A 17,324-nucleotide genomic window follows, 5' to 3' on the forward strand; every position below is an offset into this window, starting at 1 on the left:
CGCTTCGCTCGCCCGTCAAAGCGACTTGCCGACCAGCGCAACCAGATCCACGAGGCGGTTGGAGTAGCCCCACTCGTTGTCGTACCACGAGACGACCTTCGCCTGGTTGTCGATGACCTTGGTCAGGCCCGAGTCGAACAGCGAGCTGTGCGGGTCGGTGACGATATCGCTGGACACGATCGGCGCGTCGTAGTACTTCAGGATGCCCTTGAGCGGGCCGTCGGCGGCGGCCTTGAAGGCGGCGTTGATCTGCTCGACGGTGCCCGGCTTGGCCAGCTCGGCGGTCAGGTCGGTGACCGAACCCGTGGGGATCGGCACCCGCAGCGCGTAGCCGTCCAGCTTGCCCTTCAACTCGGGCAGCACCAGGCCGATGGCCTTGGCGGCACCGGTCGAGGTGGGCACGATGTTGATCGCGGCGGCCCGGGCGCGACGCAGGTCGCTGTGCGGGCCGTCCTGCAGGTTCTGGTCCTGGGTGTAGGCGTGGATCGTGGTCATCAGGCCCTTGACGATGCCGAACTCGTCGTTGAGCACCTTGGCCAGCGGGCCGAGGCAGTTCGTGGTGCACGAGGCGTTGGAGATGATGTTCTGGCTGCCGTCGTACTTGTCGTCGTTGACGCCCAGCACGATGGTGATGTCCTCATCGCTGGCCGGCGCGGAGATGATGACCTTCTTGGCGCCCGCATCCAGGTGGCCCTGCGCCTTGTCGCGCTTGGTGAAGATGCCGGTGGACTCGACCACGACGTCGACGCCGAGGTCGCCCCAGGGCAGCGCCGCGGGCCCCTCTTTGACCGACAGTGCCTTGATCTTGTGGTCGCCGACGACGATCGTGTCGTCGCCCTCAAGGGTGACTTCCTGGGGCAGGCGGCCGAGGATCGAATCGAACTTCAGCAGGTGGGCCAGGGTGGCGTTCGAGGTCAGGTCATTGACGGCGACGATCTCGATGTCGGTGTTCTTGCCCTCGGCCTTCTGAGTCGCCAGGGCGCGGTAGAAGTTGCGCCCGATGCGGCCGAAGCCGTTAACGCCTACCCGGATGGTCACGTGTTGTCTCCTTGAATAGTCGGCGGTGACACTGCTCGCATATCAGCCTAGTAGTGCGGCTCACAGCGCGTGCGGGCTGGTCAGATGATCGCCGGGCGCTGTCGCTCGAGCGGGTTTGCCGAGCCGGAAGGCGGCCTAGTCGTCCCGGTCGTGCAGCGCGAGTTGGTCGACCTCGTGGGGATTGGTGCCGACGAGGTCGGCGATCAATCCGGCGTCGGACAGATCGAGCGGCTCGGAGTGTTTCCAGTCGTGGTGCGCCACCTCGTTCAACCGGGTGATGATGTGGTGGTCGGTCACCTCGATGGCCAGCTCGCGGCGATGGTCGAAACTGCCAGGAGAGAAGTTGATCGAGCCGACCACCGCCCGCTCGTGATCGGCCAGAATCATCTTGGCGTGCAGCTTCATGTGCTTGAGCCGGTGGATCTTGATCCCGACGTCGTCGAGGATGCGCATCCCGCTGACACCCTCGAGCAGCTTGCCGGACTTCAGGTGATGCGCCGCGCGGGCCATCACGTGCACCTTCACCCCGCGGTGCGCGGCGCGCACCAGCCGCTCGATGATCACCGGATCCTGGTAGCGCTCGTTCTGAACGAACAAGGTGTGTTTGGCGCTGTCGATGAAATCGGCGATACGGTGCCTGCCGTTGGCCGGGCACCAGATCAGATGGGCGCCCCCGCCCGGGGTGAAGTCCTGGCGGGCCCAGTCGGCCTCGAAGCAGTCCAGGATCTCGGCCACCTCGTAGGCGCTGGGGGTGACCACGGCGTAGTCCCGGGTGACGGTGAAGTTCTCATCGGTCCAATTCAGCGATTCGACGAAGGCATGCTCTTCGTCGACGACCATGGACTTCTCATGCGTCAGGTCGAAGGCCGGATTGCTGGCCCGCACCTCGATACCGAACTGCTGCAACACATCCCGGGCGGCGTCATTGTCGGTCTCGCCGTCTCGGCGCTCGGGGTTGAGCATCACCTTGACGTCCACCCCGCGCCGGTGCGCCGCCACCACCGCGTCCAGCAGTGGCACGTGGTTGAAGGCGAACATCTTGATGCGCACCGATCTCTCGGCCGCGTGGATCGCGTCGAGCACCGGCTTGGCCGAGTCGTCGGGCAGGATGATCAGCGAACGCGTCACGGTGTGTTGTCCTCGTATTGGATGCGGTGCAAGTCGGCGTATCGGCCGCCCGCAGTCAGCAATTGGTTGTGCGTGCCCTCTTCGACGACACGACCCTCCTCCAGCACCACGATCTTGTCCGCATCCCGAATGGTGCTGAGCCGGTGGGCGATCGTGATCACCGTGCGGTCGGCCATCAAGTGCTGCAGGGCCGACATCACCAGACGCTCGGATTCCGCGTCCAGCGCCGCGGTCGGTTCGTCGAGGATCAGGATCGGGCTGTCCCGGATGAGCGCCCGGGCGATGCCGATGCGCTGACGCTGACCACCGGACAGGGTGAGTCCGCGGTCCCCCACCGCACTGTCGTACCCACGCGGCATCTCGGAGATGAATTCGTGTGCGTTGGCCAGTTTGGCCATCTCGACGATTTCGTCGTGATCGGCGTCGGGCCTGCCGAAGGCGATGTTGTCGCGGATGGTGCCGCGGAACAGCACCGTGTCCTGCAGCACGTAGGCGATCTGGCGGCGCAGTTCGTGCAGCTTGTAGTCGCGCAGGTCGACACCGTCGATCCGGACGGTGCCCACGCTGGGGTCGTAGAACCGGGGAATCAGGCTGACCAGACTGGATTTACCGCTGCCGGTGTGCCCGACGACGCCCACCAGTTGTCCCGGTTGCACCTCGAAGGTGACGTCGCGCAGCACCGGGGTTTCGGCGTCATAGCTGAAGGCCACCCGCTCGAAGGCGATGGCGCCCTTGATGCGCGCCGGTTCGACCGCGTCGGGTTTCTCCTGCACCGACGTCTGGGCGGTGAGCAGGGCGTTGACGCGGTCCACCCCGACCGAGGCCATCGCGATGGTGTTGGTGAGCTTGGCCAGGTCCTGCACCGGCTTGAAGAACGACACCAGATAGGAGATGAACACGGTGAGCGTGCCCGCCGTCATCGCGCCCGCCAGGATGAGTGCCGACCCGCGCCACAACACCAGCGCCGTGCAGCAGGCCACCACCACGGCCACGATCGGCGACACCACCGATTTCACCCGCCGGGCGTTCAGCGCGGCGTCCACTGCCTGCTGTCCGGCGATGGCCAGTTGACGTTCCTGCAGATCCTCGCGGTCGAACGCCTTGACCACCCGGATGGACTGCAGCCCCTCCTCCGCCACCGCCACGATGTCGGATTCCCGTCGGCGCACTTCGTGGGTGGCGGCCTTGACGGCCTTGCGGATCCGGGACACGAACAACAGCAGCAGCGGCGCCACCGCGAGCGCGACGAGCGTGAAATCCCATTGCAGCCACAGCATCACGAACAACATGCCGACGATGGTCAGCAGGTCGGTGGCGATGCCCAGCGTCGAGGCCGATGCGAAATCCTGGATGGTGTCGACGTCGTCGGTGAGCGTGCTCAGGATGGGCCCGACGCGGTGAGTGTCGAAGTAGTTCAGCGACAGCTGCTGCAGGTGGTGGTAGGCGCGCGTGCGCAGATCGTTGCCGATGCGCTGGCCCACCGTCTCGGTGAGATAGTTGGCGACATACGTCGCCACCGCGGCGATGACCGCGATGACGATGACGATGATGGCCGCCAGCCCGGCGATGTGCATCCGGCCCTCGCCGCCGAGCATCGGCTGCAGCATCCCGTGCAGCCAGCTGGGTAGCGGATGGTCGCCGACCACGCTGTCGAGCACGATCTTCAGCGGCCAGGGCGCGGCCAAGCCCATCACGATCTGGAGCACGAGCACCCCGAAGATGCCGGCGACCAACCACCGGTAGGGGCGGATCAACTCAAGGATCAGTCTCATCGCGACCGTCGCCTCTTTATGGGATCAATGAAGTGGTTGACGTCCAGTTTGTCGCCACACAGTACAACGTGAGGGTGGCGCCGGAGCGGCAGCCGACGGACTGCCCGGCGCTGCGTCCACATCGCGATGTGCTGCTCAAGGCCTGGGAAATCACCTACAGTTTGCTGGCGGCGTCGGCGGGCCGATTGTTGCGTTGGCAACCGGTATTGAACATTGCCAGTTTCAGCGATTTCCGCGCGAACTGCTGTTCTGGGCGCATTTTCGACCGCCGGCAGAATTCACTGGCCGAGGACGCCGACGATGACGGCGGTCAGATCGCGAGCCGCGGGCGGCGTCGACGATCGCTAAGGCTGCACCACCGGCCCCAATGGTTGCCTGTAGTCACACGAGGCGTTCCGATGCACGGCCACCTCTCTGCGACTCTTCTTGATCGACAGCATGATTCGTAATCCTTCGAACCAAGACCTGCCCGAACCATCTCTTTGCCACATTTGCGATTTCCGGCACGCGAATCACCGGACATTTTCCGCCCACGTCAATTCGCTGCGGGTTGCTGATAATCGTCGTCAACTGGCTCGATCTCACTGGGTTAAGGTCCACTGACCAACAGGTCGGAGACCTTTTACCCAGCATCGGGAGTGGGACATGTCGCTTGGTCGTCGCCACGTCTTTTCTTTGCTTCACACCATGTCCGTCCCCCTGCTGGCGGCGGCCGTCGTCGGCGCCTCCGCGGGGCTGACGGCGGTCCCCCGGCCGTCGCACGGCCACCCCGCACTCACCGCCTCGACGGTCGAGCTGACCGCCACGATCGACACCTCCGCGACGACGGTCGGCATGGCGGACTCCGGCCTGTACTTCATGACCCAGACCGAACTGAACACCGCGATGGCGCAACTACAGTCGATGGGCGTCAGCCAGATCAGGGTGTTCCTGCCTTGGCGCGCAATGGAACCCGCCGACGGCACCTACAGCTGGACCCAGGCCGACCAGCTGCTGAACACCGCCGCGTCCTATGGCATCGCCGTGGACGCCGCGATCACCAGCACGCCGACCTGGGCGTCGCCGTACGGCGGCCTGGTCGCCGACGGTGCGCCGAGCGCGGCCTCGGATTACGCCTCTTTCGTCGCCGCGGTCGCGTCCCGCTACGGGTCGGCAGCCAACCAGGGCGTTGCCAAGATCTCCGCCTACGAGATCTGGAATGAGCCCAACGGATTCACCGGGTGGTATCCGACGCCGGACGCATCGGCATACACCGCGCTGCTGAAGGCCGCCTACACCGCGATCAAGGCGGTTGATCCGAAAGCGACGGTCGTCGGCGGGGTGCTCGGGGCCGGGATCACCATCGGCACGGCCACCATCGATCCGGTCACCTTCCTCAACGAGATGTACGCCGACGGCGCCGCCGGATTCTTCGACGCGCTGGCCTTTCATCCGTACAACTACACCAGCCTGTTCTCCGCCGGCACCACCTTCGCCAACTCAGCGCTACAGCAACTGGACGAGCTGCGTCAGGTGATGGAAGCCAACGGCGATGCGGCCAAACTGATCTGGGCCACCGAGTACGGCGAACCGTCCACCCAGGCCGGTGAGGCCAACCAGGCCACCTACATTCAGGACTTCCTCACCACCTGGGCCGCGCAGGCCGGGGTCGGGCCGTCCTTCATCTACTCGCTCATCGACACGGCAACCGGATCAAGCACTGCGGAGGACAATCTGGGCGTCTTCACCGACACCTGGACGCCCAAGCAGGCGGTGGCGGTCATCAAGGCCTGGATCGCCGCGCATCCCATCACCACCGGCACGTCCACGCCCGCACGGTTTCTCGGCCAACTGGTGGCGGCGGTCGCACAGACGATCCACTCCGTCATCACCGGTATCACCACATTGGTCACCGGCGCGGTGACGGCGGTCAAACAGTTCGCGACCGGCGTGGTCACCGCGGTGAGCAGTCTGCTCAAATCGCTGTCCACGGCGGTCAGAACCACCGCGTCGCACACCTCGGCGAAGACCGCCGCGGCGGCCACCGTCGAGAGCGTCACCGCCAAACCCACCGAAAAGCCCAAGCGCACGCCGAAAACTGTTGCACCGCAAGATACATCGGCCGCACAGCCATCGCAGGACACCGGCCCGGCGAACACCCACCAGAAGCGCGGGCCACGCCACGCCGCATCACACCAGGGCTCGCCCGACGGCGCCAAGCGGACCACGGATTCCGGGCGGCACCACAAGGCCGCCTGACGCCGACCGGTCAGGCGTCGTCGAGCAGATCCGGGGTGACGGCCGACTCGGTGTCGGGAATGCCGTCCTGTTTGGCCTTGCGGTCGGCCATCGACAGCAGCCGGCGGATCCGGCCGGCCACCGCGTCCTTGGTCATCGGCGGTTCGGCGAGCCGGCCCAGTTCCTCCAGCGAGGCCTGCCGGTGCTCCACCCGCAACCGCCCCGCCTGGGCCAGATGATCGGGCACGGTGTCGCCCAGGATGTGCAGCGCCCGCTCTACCCGGGCTGCCGCGGCCACCGCGGCGCGGGCCGAGCGGCGCAGATTGGCATCGTCGAAATTGGCCAGCCGGTTCGCCGTGGCGCGGACCTCACGCCGCATCCGGCGCTCCTCCCAGGTCAGCCGGGTGTCCTGGGCACCCATCCGGGTCAGCAGCGCGCCGATCGCCTCACCGTCGCGGACCACCACCCGGTCGCTGCCGCGCACCTCGCGGGCCTTGGCGCTGACCCCGAGCCGTCGTGCCGCACCGACCAGGGCCAGAGCGGCTTCCGGGCCCGGGCAGCTGATCTCCAGCGCCGAGGATCGCCCCGGCTCGGTGAGCGAGCCGTGCGCCAGAAATGCGCCCCGCCAGGCGGCTTCGGCGTCGTTGACGCTGCCACCGACCACCTGTGCCGGCAGCCCGCGGACCGGTCGGCCGCGCAGGTCCAGCAGCCCGGTCTGGCGGGCCAGCGCCTCACCGTCCTTGGCCACCCGCACCACATAGCGGGTGCTCTTGCGGATCCCGCTGGCCGACAACACATGCACGACCGCGTTGTAGCCGTACAGGTCGTAGATGTCCTTGCGCAGCCGGCGCGCGATGATGCCCAGATCCACCTCGGCCTCGACCACCACCCGGCCGGCGACGATGTGCAGCCCGCCGGCGAAGCGCAGCAGCGAAGACACCTCAGCCCGGCGTGCACTCACCGAGTTCACGACCAGCCGGCTCAGTTCGTCCTTCACCTCAGCGGTCATCGCCACGAGTCGTCACCCCTCGATACATTCACCGTCGATTGCCCCTTCACTCCTTCGACCGGCCGAGCCGGGGTGGGCGCGGTGGATTCGCTGTCATTCGGACGTGATGCCCTGCCGCGCAGCCGGACCCGCTCCAGTGCGGCGGCCAGCAACGACGGATCATGTAACTGTGTACCAGGCCGCGACACGTCGGCAAATTCCACGCCGGCGCCCAGGATGGTGGCCGTGCGCACCAGCTGCTCGCGTTCGCGGTCGCTGGGCACCCGCGCCGAGTCGACCACGATCTCGTCGACGGTGAAACCGGGCGCATGCTGGGCCAGCACATGGATGTGCCGCTCGGCCGAGAAGCCGGCCGTCTCTCCCGGCTCGGCCGCCAGGTTGAGCACCAGCGCGCGGCGGGCCGTGGTGACCTGCAGGGCCGCGACCAGCTGCGGCACCAGGACGTGCGGGATGACGCTGGTGAACCAGGACCCCGGGCCCAGCACCACCAGGTCGGCGGCCATGATGGCGTCCACCGCCTGCCGAGTGGCCGGCGGGTCGCCCGGCAGCAGCCGCACCCGGCGGACCTTGCCGACGGTGGTCGCGACGGCCACCTGACCCCTGATCACCCGGAACATCCGCGGATCGGTCTCCAGGCCGGCCACGTCGGCCTCGATCTGCAGGGCGAGCGGGCACATCGGCAGTACCCGGCCCTTGAGACCGAGGATCTTGCCGAGCTCGTCGAGGGCGGCCACCGGATCGGTCAGCACCTCGTTGAGGCCGGCCAGGATCAGGTTGCCGATCGGATGACCGGCCAGCGCACCGCTGCCACCGAACCGGTGCTGGATGATGGTCGCCCACAGCCGGCCCTGCGGGGAGTCAGAAGCCAACGCCGCCAACGCCATTCGCAGATCACCGGGCGGCACGATGTCCAGCTCGCTGCGCAACCGGCCCGAGGACCCGCCGTCGTCGGCCACCGTGACCACCGCAGTGACGTGCGGGGTGAGCCGGCGCGCCGCCGACAGGGTGGCATACAGTCCGTGCCCGCCACCGAGGGCGACGACCCGCGCCGTCATTCGCGCCCCAGATCGCGGTGCAGCACCCGCACCGTCAACTGGTCCCCGCCTTGCAGCCGGTCGGCCAGTGCCTCGGCGATCGCCACACTGCGGTGCTTGCCGCCGGTGCAGCCGATCGCCACCGTCATGTACCGCTTCCCCTCCCGGCGATAGCCGTCGATCACCACGCCCAGCAACCGATGGTAGGTGTCGAGGAACTCCGCGGCGCCTTCCTGGCCCAGCACGTAGTCGCGGACCGCCGGATGCTGACCGGTGTGCGGGCGCAGCTCGTCCACCCAGTGCGGGTTGGGGATGAACCGGACGTCCATCACGGTGTCGGCGTCCATCGGCAAGCCGTACTTGTAGCCGAACGATTCCACGGTGACGCTGGTGTCGGCCACGGTTTCGCCGCCGAAGGCCCGTTCGATGCTCTCCCGCAGCGCGGGCACCGCCAGCGTCGACGTGTCGATCACCAGGTCGGCCACCGCGCGCACCGGCGCCAGCATGGCCCGTTCCGCGGTGAGGCCCTCGGCAAGGGTCTGGTTTCCCTGCAACGGATGACTGCGCCGGTTCTGCTCGTAGCGGCGTACCAGCGTCTCGTCAGAGGCATCCATGAACAGCACCCGCGGCGCGATGCCCCTGGTCCCCAGTTCCGTGCGCACCGAGTCCAGATCACCGGTGAATCCCTTGGACCGCACATCCATCACCACGGCCAGCCGGGTGATCCGCGATCCGGCGTCCAGTGCGAGGTCGACCATTCTGGCGATCAGTTCCGGCGGCAGGTTGTCGGCCACATACCAGCCCAGGTCTTCGAGCACCTTGGCGGTGGTACCGCGTCCCGCACCGGAAAGCCCGGTGACGAGGACGACCTCGATACCAGATTCGTCACTCATATGTTGGTCTGTCACCCCGATGCTGGTTGATTACTGGGTTGATCTTGGTTCATCCGATCATTGTCGAAATCTGCGGCTGGCGCGCCCGAATCGGCTGCGCCCGCCTCCGCCGGGCCGTTGCCGAGGGCATCCAGCACGGCCCGCGCGGTGGTCACTCCGATGCCGGGCACCGCGGTGATCTCCTCGATGCTGGCCGCCGAGAGCCGTGACACCGATCCGAAATGGGTGACCAGTGCCTTGCGCCGGTGCTCGCCCAGACCCGGCACGGCGTCCAGCGCCGACGCCGTCATCCGCTTGGACCGTTTGCTGCGGTGGAAGGTGATGGCGAACCGGTGGGCTTCGTCACGCACCCGCTGCAGCAGGTACAGCCCTTCGTTGTTGCGCGGGAAAATCATCGGGTCGCTTTCGAACGGGACCCACACCTCTTCCAGCCGCTTGGCCAGGCCGATCACCGCGACATCGGTGATGCCGAGTTCGTCGAGCACCGTGGCGGCGGCGTTCACCTGAGGTGCACCACCGTCGACGACATACAGGTTGGGCGGATACGCAAACCGCCGGGACCGACCCTCGGCCACCATCGGCCGCTCGGCGTCGGCGACATGCCGGGCGAACCGGCGCCGGGTCACCTCGGCGATGGAGGCCACATCGTCGGATCGGCCGCCACCGGCGGCCTCTCGGATCGCGTAGTGCCGGTAGTCCGATTTTCGCGGCAACCCGTCCTCGAACACCACCAGCGAGGCCACCACATCGGTGCCCTGCACGTGGCTGATGTCCACACACTCGATCCGCAGCGGGGCCTCGTTCAGCGCCAGCGCATCCTGGATGCTCTGCAGCGCTTCGGATCTGGCGTTGAAATCACCGGCGCGCTTGAGCTTGTGCTGGGCCAGCGCGTCCTTCGCGTTGCGCTGCACCGTCTCGGCGAGCGCCTTCTTGTCACCACGCACCGGGACCCGCAGCGCCACGCGTGATCCGCGCAGACCCGAGAGCCAGTCGGCGAGTTGGTCCGCGTTCTCCGGAAGCACCGGCACCAGAACCTGTTTGGGCACCGGGTTCGTCGCCTCGTCCTGCATCTCCGGGCCGGTACCACCGAGTTCGGCCTGGTCGCCGTAGAACTGGGTGAGGAACTGCTCGACGAGTCGCGCCTGATCAGATTGGCCCGGCGCTGAGTCCTTTTCAGTCGCCTCCGGCTCCGTCGCCTTCTCGACGACCCAGCCCCGCTGACCGCGGACCCGGCCGCCGCGCACATGGAACACCTGCACCGCGGCTTCCAGGTCATCGTCGGCGAAGGCCACCACGTCGGCATCGGTGCCGTCGCCGAGCACCACCGTCTGCTTCTCCAGCGCACGTTTGAGCGCCCCGATGTCGTCGCGCAGCCGGGCGGCCCGCTCGAAGTCCAGTTCCTCGGCCGCGGCGGCCATCTGGCGTTCCATGTCACGCACCAGTCGGTCGGTCTTGCCCGACAGGAAGTCACAGAAGTCCAGCACGATCTGGCGGTGCTGCTCGGCGCTGACCCGGCCCACGCATGGGGCCGAGCATTTGTCGATATAGCCGAGTAGACACGGCCGATCGATCTGACTGTGCCGCTTGAACACTCCGGCCGAACAGGTGCGCGCCGGGAACACCCGGGTGAGCAGATCCACGGTCTCGCGGATCGCCCAGGCATGGGAGTACGGGCCGAAATAGCGCACCCCCTTGCGCCGCGGCCCGCGGTAGACGAACAACCGGGGGTACTCCTCGTTGAGGGTGACCGCCAGCACCGGGTACGACTTGTCATCGCGGTACCGGATGTTGAATCGGGGGTCGAATTCCTTGATCCAGTTGTACTCCAGCTGCAGCGCCTCGACTTCGGTGCTGACCACCGTCCATTCGACGCTGCCCGCGGTCATCACCATCTGCCGGGTGCGTGGCGCCAGCCCGGCGATATCGGCGAAGTAGGAGTTCAGCCGGCTGCGCAGGCTCTTGGCCTTGCCGACGTAGATCACCCGGCCGTGCGGATCCCGGAACCGGTAGACGCCGGGCTGCACCGGGATGGAACCGGGCGGGGGCCGGTACGTCGCTGGATCGGGCACGGGTCCAGGTTAGAGCGTGTCGATGTAGCCGCAGAATGCTGCGGCCTTGGCTTCGTAATTGCGGTAGATGTCGTAGCTGGCGGCTCCCGGGGACAGCAGCACCACGTCGATGCCGGGCAGGTCGGCGGCCAGCGTCACCGCGTGTTCCAGGCTGTCCGCGGTGTGGGTGCGGTCGGGATGGGCCTCGGCGAACCGGGTCCCGATCAGTGCGCCGTTGGACGGCGCCTGGATCAGGGTCACCCGGCGCAGGCCGCTGCACAGGAAATCGTCGAGCTGGCGGTAGTCGAGCCGGCGGTCCATACCGCCGACGATGAGCGCCACCGTATCGCCGGCGGGCATGGCGCGCAGCGCCGCGACCACACTCTCACCGGTGGTGGCCAGGGTGTCGTCGATCCACCGGATCCGCCCGGTGGTGCGCACCGTCTGCAGCCGGTGCGGCAGCCCGCTGAACGTCGCGGCTGCGGCGTCGACCTCGGCGTCGGTGACCGGCCGGCCGAGCACCTCGGCGGCGGCCAGGGCGGCCAGCCCGGCATTGGCGACGTTGTGCTGATACGACATCACCCCGTCGGCGGCGGGCATGCGTGCGGTGGCCGGATCGACCAGACGCAGCACCGGTGCCACGGCGGCGACACCAACCCGCTCCAGCGCGGCCACCACCTCCGGTGTGGTGATCAGGGCCCGGCAGCCATGGCCGAAGATATTCGCCTTGGCGGTGTAGTAGGTCGGCACGTCGCCGTGGAAGTCCAGATGGTCCTGATGCAGGTTGGTGATCACCGCCACCGCCGGCGAGGTGCGCAGCAGCGCGCACTGCTGGCTGGACAACTCGGCCACCACCCACCGCGGGTCGTCCGCCGCGAGATCCGACAGCGGGGTGCCGATGTTGCCCGCCGCCACGGCGGGGACGCCCAGCCCGGTGAGCAGATGTGCCAGGAACGCCGCCGTGGTGCTCTTGCCCTTGGTACCGGTCACGCCGATGGTGCGCGCTCCGTGTAGACCCAGGTACCAGTCGGCGGCGCTGGACACCGGCGGCCCGCTGCGGCGCAGCTCCTCGAACGCCGGATTACGCCAGGGCACACCGGGACTGACGAAGACGATGTCGGTGTCCCGCAACAGGGCAAGGGATTCCGGCCCATGATGCACCGTCAGCCCGGGAATGCCGGTCTCCAGCGGCCCACCGGCACCGTCGTCGACCGCGACGATGCGCGCCGCGCCGTGCGCCGCCGCCGTCCGCGCCATCGACAGGCCTTCCTTGCCGAGCCCCCAGATTCCGACGGCGCGGCCCGCCAGGTCAGTCATCGAGCAGCTTCGCGTAGCGCGCCGGCACATGATGCACGGCCGGAGCAAGATCCTGCTCGGCGGCCGCGACCGACTTCAATTCGGCACGGCGCGAGGCGAACTCGTCGACCAGTTGCAGTCCGCGCCAGTCCTGATCGTCGAGCACCGCCAACATGGACTCGGCGGCCTCGTAGTACTCCCCCACGCACTCGAACGGTTTGTGCACGCCGAGGCCGAGGATGTCGGCGAACCCGTCACGCTGGGCACCGTCGGCGAACAGGTTGGCACCGAAGATCGATTCCAGGGTGTCGCGGCCCAGCCGGGGTGCCAGCAGGACGAAGACGAACTGGCATTTCGGGCAGTGCCCGCACCAGGAGGTGGCGCGGCGGGCCGGGTCCAGCGCGAACAGCCGGTTACAGCTAGTGAAGACGCCGAAATAGTCTGTGCAGGAGGCGAATCGGTCGGCGATCTGGGATTCCGAGAGCCCGCGCAGCAGGGAGAAGTACCGGTCCGGGTTGAGCCCGTGCTGGGCCAGGGTGTCCCGGAGCAGCGTCTCGTAGACGATGCTCTTGGACCACTGGTGGTTGATGTCGCGGCCCAGCCATTCGATGTTGCCGACGTTGGAGGAGCGCTCGTTGGACAGCACGACCGGGCCGAACCCGTTGGCATCGGCCACGATGAGTCCGATGACGCTGTTGATGGCGGTCACCGGGACGTGGCCGTTGTGGGCGCCGTTGGCGTTGGCCTCGATCAGGGCGCGGTCGATGCTGCGCCGGACGTGCACACTGCGCAGCCCGCTGACCTCGATGCAGCGATCGATCGGGTCATACCGGTTGACGCTGAACAACACCGGCGCCACGCCGTGGCGGCGGAACGCCTCGATGCTGACCACCGAATCCTTGCCACCCCCGACGGGGACCAGCGGGGTCGCTTCCGGATCCCAACTGTCCTGCGTCTTCCCGGCCGGACCGGCGTCCGGTCCGGTGACCTCCGGGGTCAGCGCGCCGGGCAGCTGGTTGCGGTAGGCGAATTCGCCCAATCCACCCTCGATCAGGGTGCGCAGATAATGCTTCTCGAATTCTGTGGTGGCAAAAGATATTTCGATACGAGTCGGGGCGGCCGCTTTGTAGTAACTCAGCGAACAGGTCAGGGCCAGCAGCCGGGTCAGCAGCGGATGCGGAGAGGCGCCGGCCAGACTCGTGCCGAAGTCGATGACCTCGGTGAAGCTGACCGGTTGCGGCCCGCGCAGGGTGTAGTGCAGCTTTAGCACACCACCACCGCCCACGTCATAACCGTCGATCACCAACGCCTCGAAGCTCTCCGGGCGGAATCCACTCATAGCCGGCGCTCCCCGATCGCCCGGACCGGGTGGGTCTCGAAATTCGGTGACACCCACCGAGCCCGGGTCAGCGTGGCCAGCTCGACGGGTTCGTCGGTGATGGTGTCGGCATCCGACAGGCCGGCGGCCGCCAGCCGGCTCAGCCGGTCGGCACCCAGCCCGACCCGGCCACGGGGCGTGTCGCACACCAGCGCTCCCAGCACGGGCGGCCCGATCCGGTCGCCGTCGCAGCGCACCGCATCGGCATGGCCTGCCGCGGCGAACTCGCGTTGGGTCAGTAGCTCGGCGGCCCGGCTGGTGGTGCGGGCCGCCATCTGCCGCCAGTGCGGTTCGGCCGGGCCGATGGCGCACAGCCGCAGGTGCACCGCCCGGGTACGGACCGGTTCGATCGGCGTGCCGGTGACCACGAACTGCGCCGAGCCGGCGATCTCGGTCACCACAACGGTGACCGCGGCCGGCACCGGCCCGTGCCGGCGGCCCAGCTCTCGCGCGAAATCGGCAACCGCGCGCCGCAACTGGGTCACACCGGGGATCGCGGTACCGAAGAACTCCGCGGGCTCGGCGAGCCAGCGCCAGATGGCGTCGGTGTCGGGTCGGCGGCCCGGCACGACCGGAAAGGTGACCGTGGGCTGTGTTCCCAAACCCGCGACGAGGGCGGCTGCCGAGACGAGCGGGGTGTCGCTATCGGATAGGCCGTGAGCCGAGGTTGAGACGAACGCAAAAGTAGTCATCGACACGCCGATACTACCGCAGCCATCAGCGGTGATACTGGACCCATGGGGCCGGACGGCGGGAAGGGCACAGGCATGGTCGACGCGCGGGTGGCCCGGTTGACCGAGACCGATTGGCGCGCGTTCGCGGGCGTGCGGTTGCGTGCGCTGACAGACTCGTTTGGCACCGACGACGCCCAGTTCCGGCAGGAGTCGACCTACACCGCGGCCCAATGGCGGCGCCGGCTGCGGGCGCACGCCCACTTCGCGGTGGTGGTCGACAACCGCCCGGTCGGTCTCATCGGTGCCCAGCGGCAGGGTTCGGAAGCGGTCTACCTGTACTCGCTGTGGCTGGATCCGGCGGCTCGCGGGCTGGGCCTGGGCCGGACACTGGTCGCCGAGGCGGTGCGCTGGGCCCGCACCCAGCGGGTACGCCGGGTCACCCTGCGCGTCAACGCCGACAACGCCAGGGCACGCTCGGTCTACGACAGTCTGGGGTTCGCGGTGAGCGCCGCGGAGACCGGCACGGGCGCGGCCCCCGGCGAGGTCACGATGTCGCTGAATGTGAGTTGAGCCCGGGCCGGTAGCGGTCCAGCAGCGCACGCAGCTGGTCCATCGCCTGCACGGCCCGCTCCTTGTCCACCGCCTGGATCGCCATCGCCGGGGTGTATTCGTCATCGGCCAGGTCCACCCGAGCCCACCGCGCGCCGAGCGGGAACGACACATCGATCACGTCCGACCACGGAATCAGCTTGTAGCCGAGGAGATTTCGCACCGCGATACCGGACGGACCGGCCCGCAGCCGGGGCCGCGCGAACAGCAGCACCAAGCCGCCCAGCACCACGCCGAGCACACCCATCGCGATCTGGTCGGAGGTGCGGAACAACACACCGCTGGACCCCACCTTGAGCAGAAAGCCCACGGTGATGTGCGCGGCGGCGATCAGGAACGCCGCCAGATAGACGAAATACGGGGTGAGGTGGGGTTTGACGTCCAGGTCCCAGGTCGGTTCACCGACGCTCATGAGCGGATGTCGCGCAGCACCAATGCGGTCGACAACGCGGCGGCCGCGGCCTGAGCGCCCTTGTCCTCGCCGGAATTCGGCAAGCCGGCCCGGTCCAGTGCCTGCTCCTCGGTGTTGGTCGTCAGGACGCCGTTGGCCACCGGTGTCGACTCGTCCAGCGACACCCTGGTCAGTCCCTGGGTGACCGCGTCGCACACGTAGTCGAAATGCGGTGTCCCGCCGCGAATCACCACCCCGAGCGCCACCACGGCGTCATGCTTGGCCGCCAATGCCTGCGCCACCACCGGGATCTCGATCGCGCCGAGCACCCGGACGATCGTCGGGTCGGTCACACCCAGCTGCTTGGCGGCCCGCAGTGCACCTTCGAGCAGGGCGTCACAGATGGTGGTGTGCCAGGTGCTGGCCACGATGGCCAGCGACACGCTCGAGGCGTCGATATCGGGCAGATCGGGTACGCCCGCACCGCTCACAGCGCACCACCGAACTCCCCGGGCGGGGACACCTCGTCGTAATCCTCCAGGCCAACCAGGTCGTGCCCCATCCGGTCACGTTTGGTCATCAGGTACCGGATGTTCTCGGCGTTGGCACGCACCGGCAGCGGCACCCGCTCGATGATGTGCAGGCCGTAACCGTCCAGACCCACCCGCTTGGCGGGGTTGTTGGTGAGCAGCCGCATCGAGCGCACGCCCAGGTCCACCAGGATCTGCGCACCGATGCCGTAGTCCCGGGAGTCGGCGGGCAGGCCGAGCTCCAGGTTGGCGTCCACCGTGTCAGCGCCGGCATCCTGCAGCTGGTAGGCCTGCAATTTGTGCAGCAGGCCTATCCCGCGGCCCTCATGGCCGCGCATGTAGAGCACGATGCCGCGGCCCTCGCGGGCCACCGTCGCCATGGCGGCGTCCAGTTGCGGCCCGCAGTCGCAGCGCCGGGAGCCGAACACGTCACCGGTAAGGCACTCCGAGTGCACCCGCACCAGCACGTCGTGACCGTCGGATTCCGGTCCGGCGATGTCCCCTAGCACCAGGGCGACATGCTCGACGTCCTCGTAGATGCTGGTGTAGCCGACGGCGCGGAACTCGCCGTGCCGGGTCGGGATGCGCGCCTCAGCGATCCGCTCGATGTGCTTCTCGTGCTTGCGGCGCCACTCGATGAGATCGGCGATGGAGACCAGGGCCAGGCCGTGCTCGTCGGCGAAGATCCGCAGCTCATCGGTTTGGGCCATCGCGCCCTCGTCCTTCTGGCTGACGATCTCGCAGATCGCGCCGGCCGGCTGCAGACCCGCCAGCCGGGCCAGGTCGACGGCGGCCTCGGTGTGGCCGGGCCGGCGCAGCACGCCGCCGTCCTTGGCGCGCAGCGGCACCACGTGGCCGGGCTTGGTGAAGTCGTCGGCGACCGCGGCGGGGTCGGCAAGGGCACGCATGGTGGTGGCCCGGTCCGAGGCCGAGATCCCGGTTCCGACGCCCACTTTGGCGTCCACGGTGACGGTGTAGGCGGTGCCGTGCTTGTCCTGGTTCACCGCGTACATCGGCAGCAGGCCCAGGCGGTCACACACCGCACCGTCCAGCGGCACACAGAGATAACCCGAGGTGTAGCGCACCATGAACGCCACCAGCTCCGGGGTGGCCTTCTCGGCGGCGAAAATCAGATCGCCCTCGTTTTCGCGGTCCTCGTCGTCGATGACCACGACGGCTTTGCCCGCCGCGATGTCGGCCACAGCCCGCTCGATCGAATCGAGCCTCGTCATCTTGTGCCACCTTCTCGCGTTCGCATTTCCACCTCAGTATGAACCACAGCGCTGTGACGTTTAATGCCCGCCGGT

Annotated in this window: 16 protein-coding genes; 3 read left to right on the top strand and 13 right to left on the bottom strand. The window is 67.9% G+C overall.

Annotated elements, in window-relative coordinates:
* Nucleotides 1-15: 15 nt before the first annotated feature.
* From gap to ACXPWS_RS18110, 3 genes are all read right to left on the bottom strand, one after another.
* A complete protein-coding gene (gene gap, locus ACXPWS_RS18100; RefSeq protein ID WP_458707985.1) occupies nt 16-1,038 on the bottom strand; it encodes a type I glyceraldehyde-3-phosphate dehydrogenase in 1,023 nt (340 codons plus the stop codon).
* A gap of 135 nt (nt 1,039-1,173) precedes the next feature.
* A complete protein-coding gene (locus tag ACXPWS_RS18105) occupies nt 1,174-2,166 on the bottom strand; it encodes a phospholipase D-like domain-containing protein (protein ID WP_458707986.1) in 993 nt (330 codons plus the stop codon).
* Nucleotides 2,163-3,938 (bottom strand): ABC transporter ATP-binding protein, encoded by a 1,776-nt coding sequence (locus tag ACXPWS_RS18110; RefSeq protein ID WP_458707987.1) that lies wholly within the window; start codon nt 3,936-3,938, stop codon nt 2,163-2,165. Before ACXPWS_RS18110 ends, ACXPWS_RS18105 begins: the two co-directional genes overlap by 4 nt.
* Before the next feature lie 32 nt (nt 3,939-3,970).
* Here ACXPWS_RS18110 and ACXPWS_RS18115 point away from each other — a divergent pair, with 32 nt between their 5' ends.
* Both ACXPWS_RS18115 and ACXPWS_RS18120 read left to right on the top strand, forming a co-directional pair.
* Nucleotides 3,971-4,387: a hypothetical protein gene (locus ACXPWS_RS18115; protein ID WP_458707988.1), complete on the top strand. Its 417-nt coding sequence runs from the start codon at nt 3,971-3,973 to the stop codon at nt 4,385-4,387.
* Between the two features lie 238 nt (nt 4,388-4,625).
* The gene (locus ACXPWS_RS18120; RefSeq protein WP_458707989.1) at nt 4,626-6,176 is read left to right on the top strand and encodes a cellulase family glycosylhydrolase; all 1,551 of its coding nucleotides are present in this window, start codon (nt 4,626-4,628) and stop codon (nt 6,174-6,176) included.
* 10 nt (nt 6,177-6,186) lie between these two features.
* On the opposite strand, the gene whiA is transcribed toward ACXPWS_RS18120, so the two are convergent.
* The 7 genes from whiA to ACXPWS_RS18155 are packed head-to-tail and all read right to left on the bottom strand — an operon-like array spanning nt 6,187 to nt 14,505.
* Nucleotides 6,187-7,164, bottom strand: coding sequence for a DNA-binding protein WhiA (whiA, locus tag ACXPWS_RS18125; RefSeq protein WP_458713587.1), 978 nt, complete (start codon nt 7,162-7,164; stop codon nt 6,187-6,189).
* The gene (yvcK, locus tag ACXPWS_RS18130) at nt 7,161-8,219 is read right to left on the bottom strand and encodes a uridine diphosphate-N-acetylglucosamine-binding protein YvcK (RefSeq protein WP_458707990.1); all 1,059 of its coding nucleotides are present in this window, start codon (nt 8,217-8,219) and stop codon (nt 7,161-7,163) included. Before yvcK ends, whiA begins: the two co-directional genes overlap by 4 nt.
* A complete protein-coding gene (rapZ, locus tag ACXPWS_RS18135) occupies nt 8,216-9,091 on the bottom strand; it encodes an RNase adapter RapZ (RefSeq protein WP_458707991.1) in 876 nt (291 codons plus the stop codon). Before rapZ ends, yvcK begins: the two co-directional genes overlap by 4 nt.
* Nucleotides 9,092-9,102: 11 nt before the next feature.
* Nucleotides 9,103-11,160 (bottom strand): excinuclease ABC subunit UvrC, encoded by a 2,058-nt coding sequence (gene uvrC, locus ACXPWS_RS18140; RefSeq protein WP_458707992.1) that lies wholly within the window; start codon nt 11,158-11,160, stop codon nt 9,103-9,105.
* 9 nt (nt 11,161-11,169) lie between these two features.
* A complete protein-coding gene (gene murD / locus ACXPWS_RS18145) occupies nt 11,170-12,456 on the bottom strand; it encodes a UDP-N-acetylmuramoyl-L-alanine--D-glutamate ligase (RefSeq protein WP_458707993.1) in 1,287 nt (428 codons plus the stop codon).
* Nucleotides 12,449-13,774 (bottom strand): hypothetical protein, encoded by a 1,326-nt coding sequence (locus tag ACXPWS_RS18150; protein ID WP_458707994.1) that lies wholly within the window; start codon nt 13,772-13,774, stop codon nt 12,449-12,451. The genes murD and ACXPWS_RS18150 overlap by 8 nt, the downstream gene beginning before the upstream one ends.
* A complete protein-coding gene (locus tag ACXPWS_RS18155) occupies nt 13,771-14,505 on the bottom strand; it encodes a hypothetical protein (protein WP_458707995.1) in 735 nt (244 codons plus the stop codon). The genes ACXPWS_RS18150 and ACXPWS_RS18155 overlap by 4 nt, the downstream gene beginning before the upstream one ends.
* 45 nt (nt 14,506-14,550) lie before the next feature.
* Here ACXPWS_RS18155 and ACXPWS_RS18160 point away from each other — a divergent pair, with 45 nt between their 5' ends.
* Nucleotides 14,551-15,057, top strand: coding sequence for a GNAT family N-acetyltransferase (locus ACXPWS_RS18160; protein ID WP_458707996.1), 507 nt, complete (start codon nt 14,551-14,553; stop codon nt 15,055-15,057).
* Here the strand turns inward: ACXPWS_RS18160 and ACXPWS_RS18165 are convergent.
* The 3 genes from ACXPWS_RS18165 to ACXPWS_RS18175 are packed head-to-tail and all read right to left on the bottom strand — an operon-like array spanning nt 15,032 to nt 17,249.
* Nucleotides 15,032-15,508 (bottom strand): PH domain-containing protein, encoded by a 477-nt coding sequence (locus tag ACXPWS_RS18165; protein WP_458707997.1) that lies wholly within the window; start codon nt 15,506-15,508, stop codon nt 15,032-15,034. The genes ACXPWS_RS18160 and ACXPWS_RS18165 overlap by 26 nt on opposite strands.
* The gene (ribH, locus tag ACXPWS_RS18170) at nt 15,505-15,978 is read right to left on the bottom strand and encodes a 6,7-dimethyl-8-ribityllumazine synthase (RefSeq protein ID WP_458707998.1); all 474 of its coding nucleotides are present in this window, start codon (nt 15,976-15,978) and stop codon (nt 15,505-15,507) included. The genes ACXPWS_RS18165 and ribH overlap by 4 nt, the downstream gene beginning before the upstream one ends.
* Complete coding sequence (locus tag ACXPWS_RS18175) at nt 15,975-17,249, bottom strand: bifunctional 3,4-dihydroxy-2-butanone-4-phosphate synthase/GTP cyclohydrolase II (RefSeq protein WP_458707999.1); 1,275 nt, start codon at nt 17,247-17,249, stop codon at nt 15,975-15,977. Before ACXPWS_RS18175 ends, ribH begins: the two co-directional genes overlap by 4 nt.
* Nucleotides 17,250-17,324: the final 75 nt, after the last annotated feature.

Source organism: Mycobacterium sp. BMJ-28 (assembly GCF_054404835.1).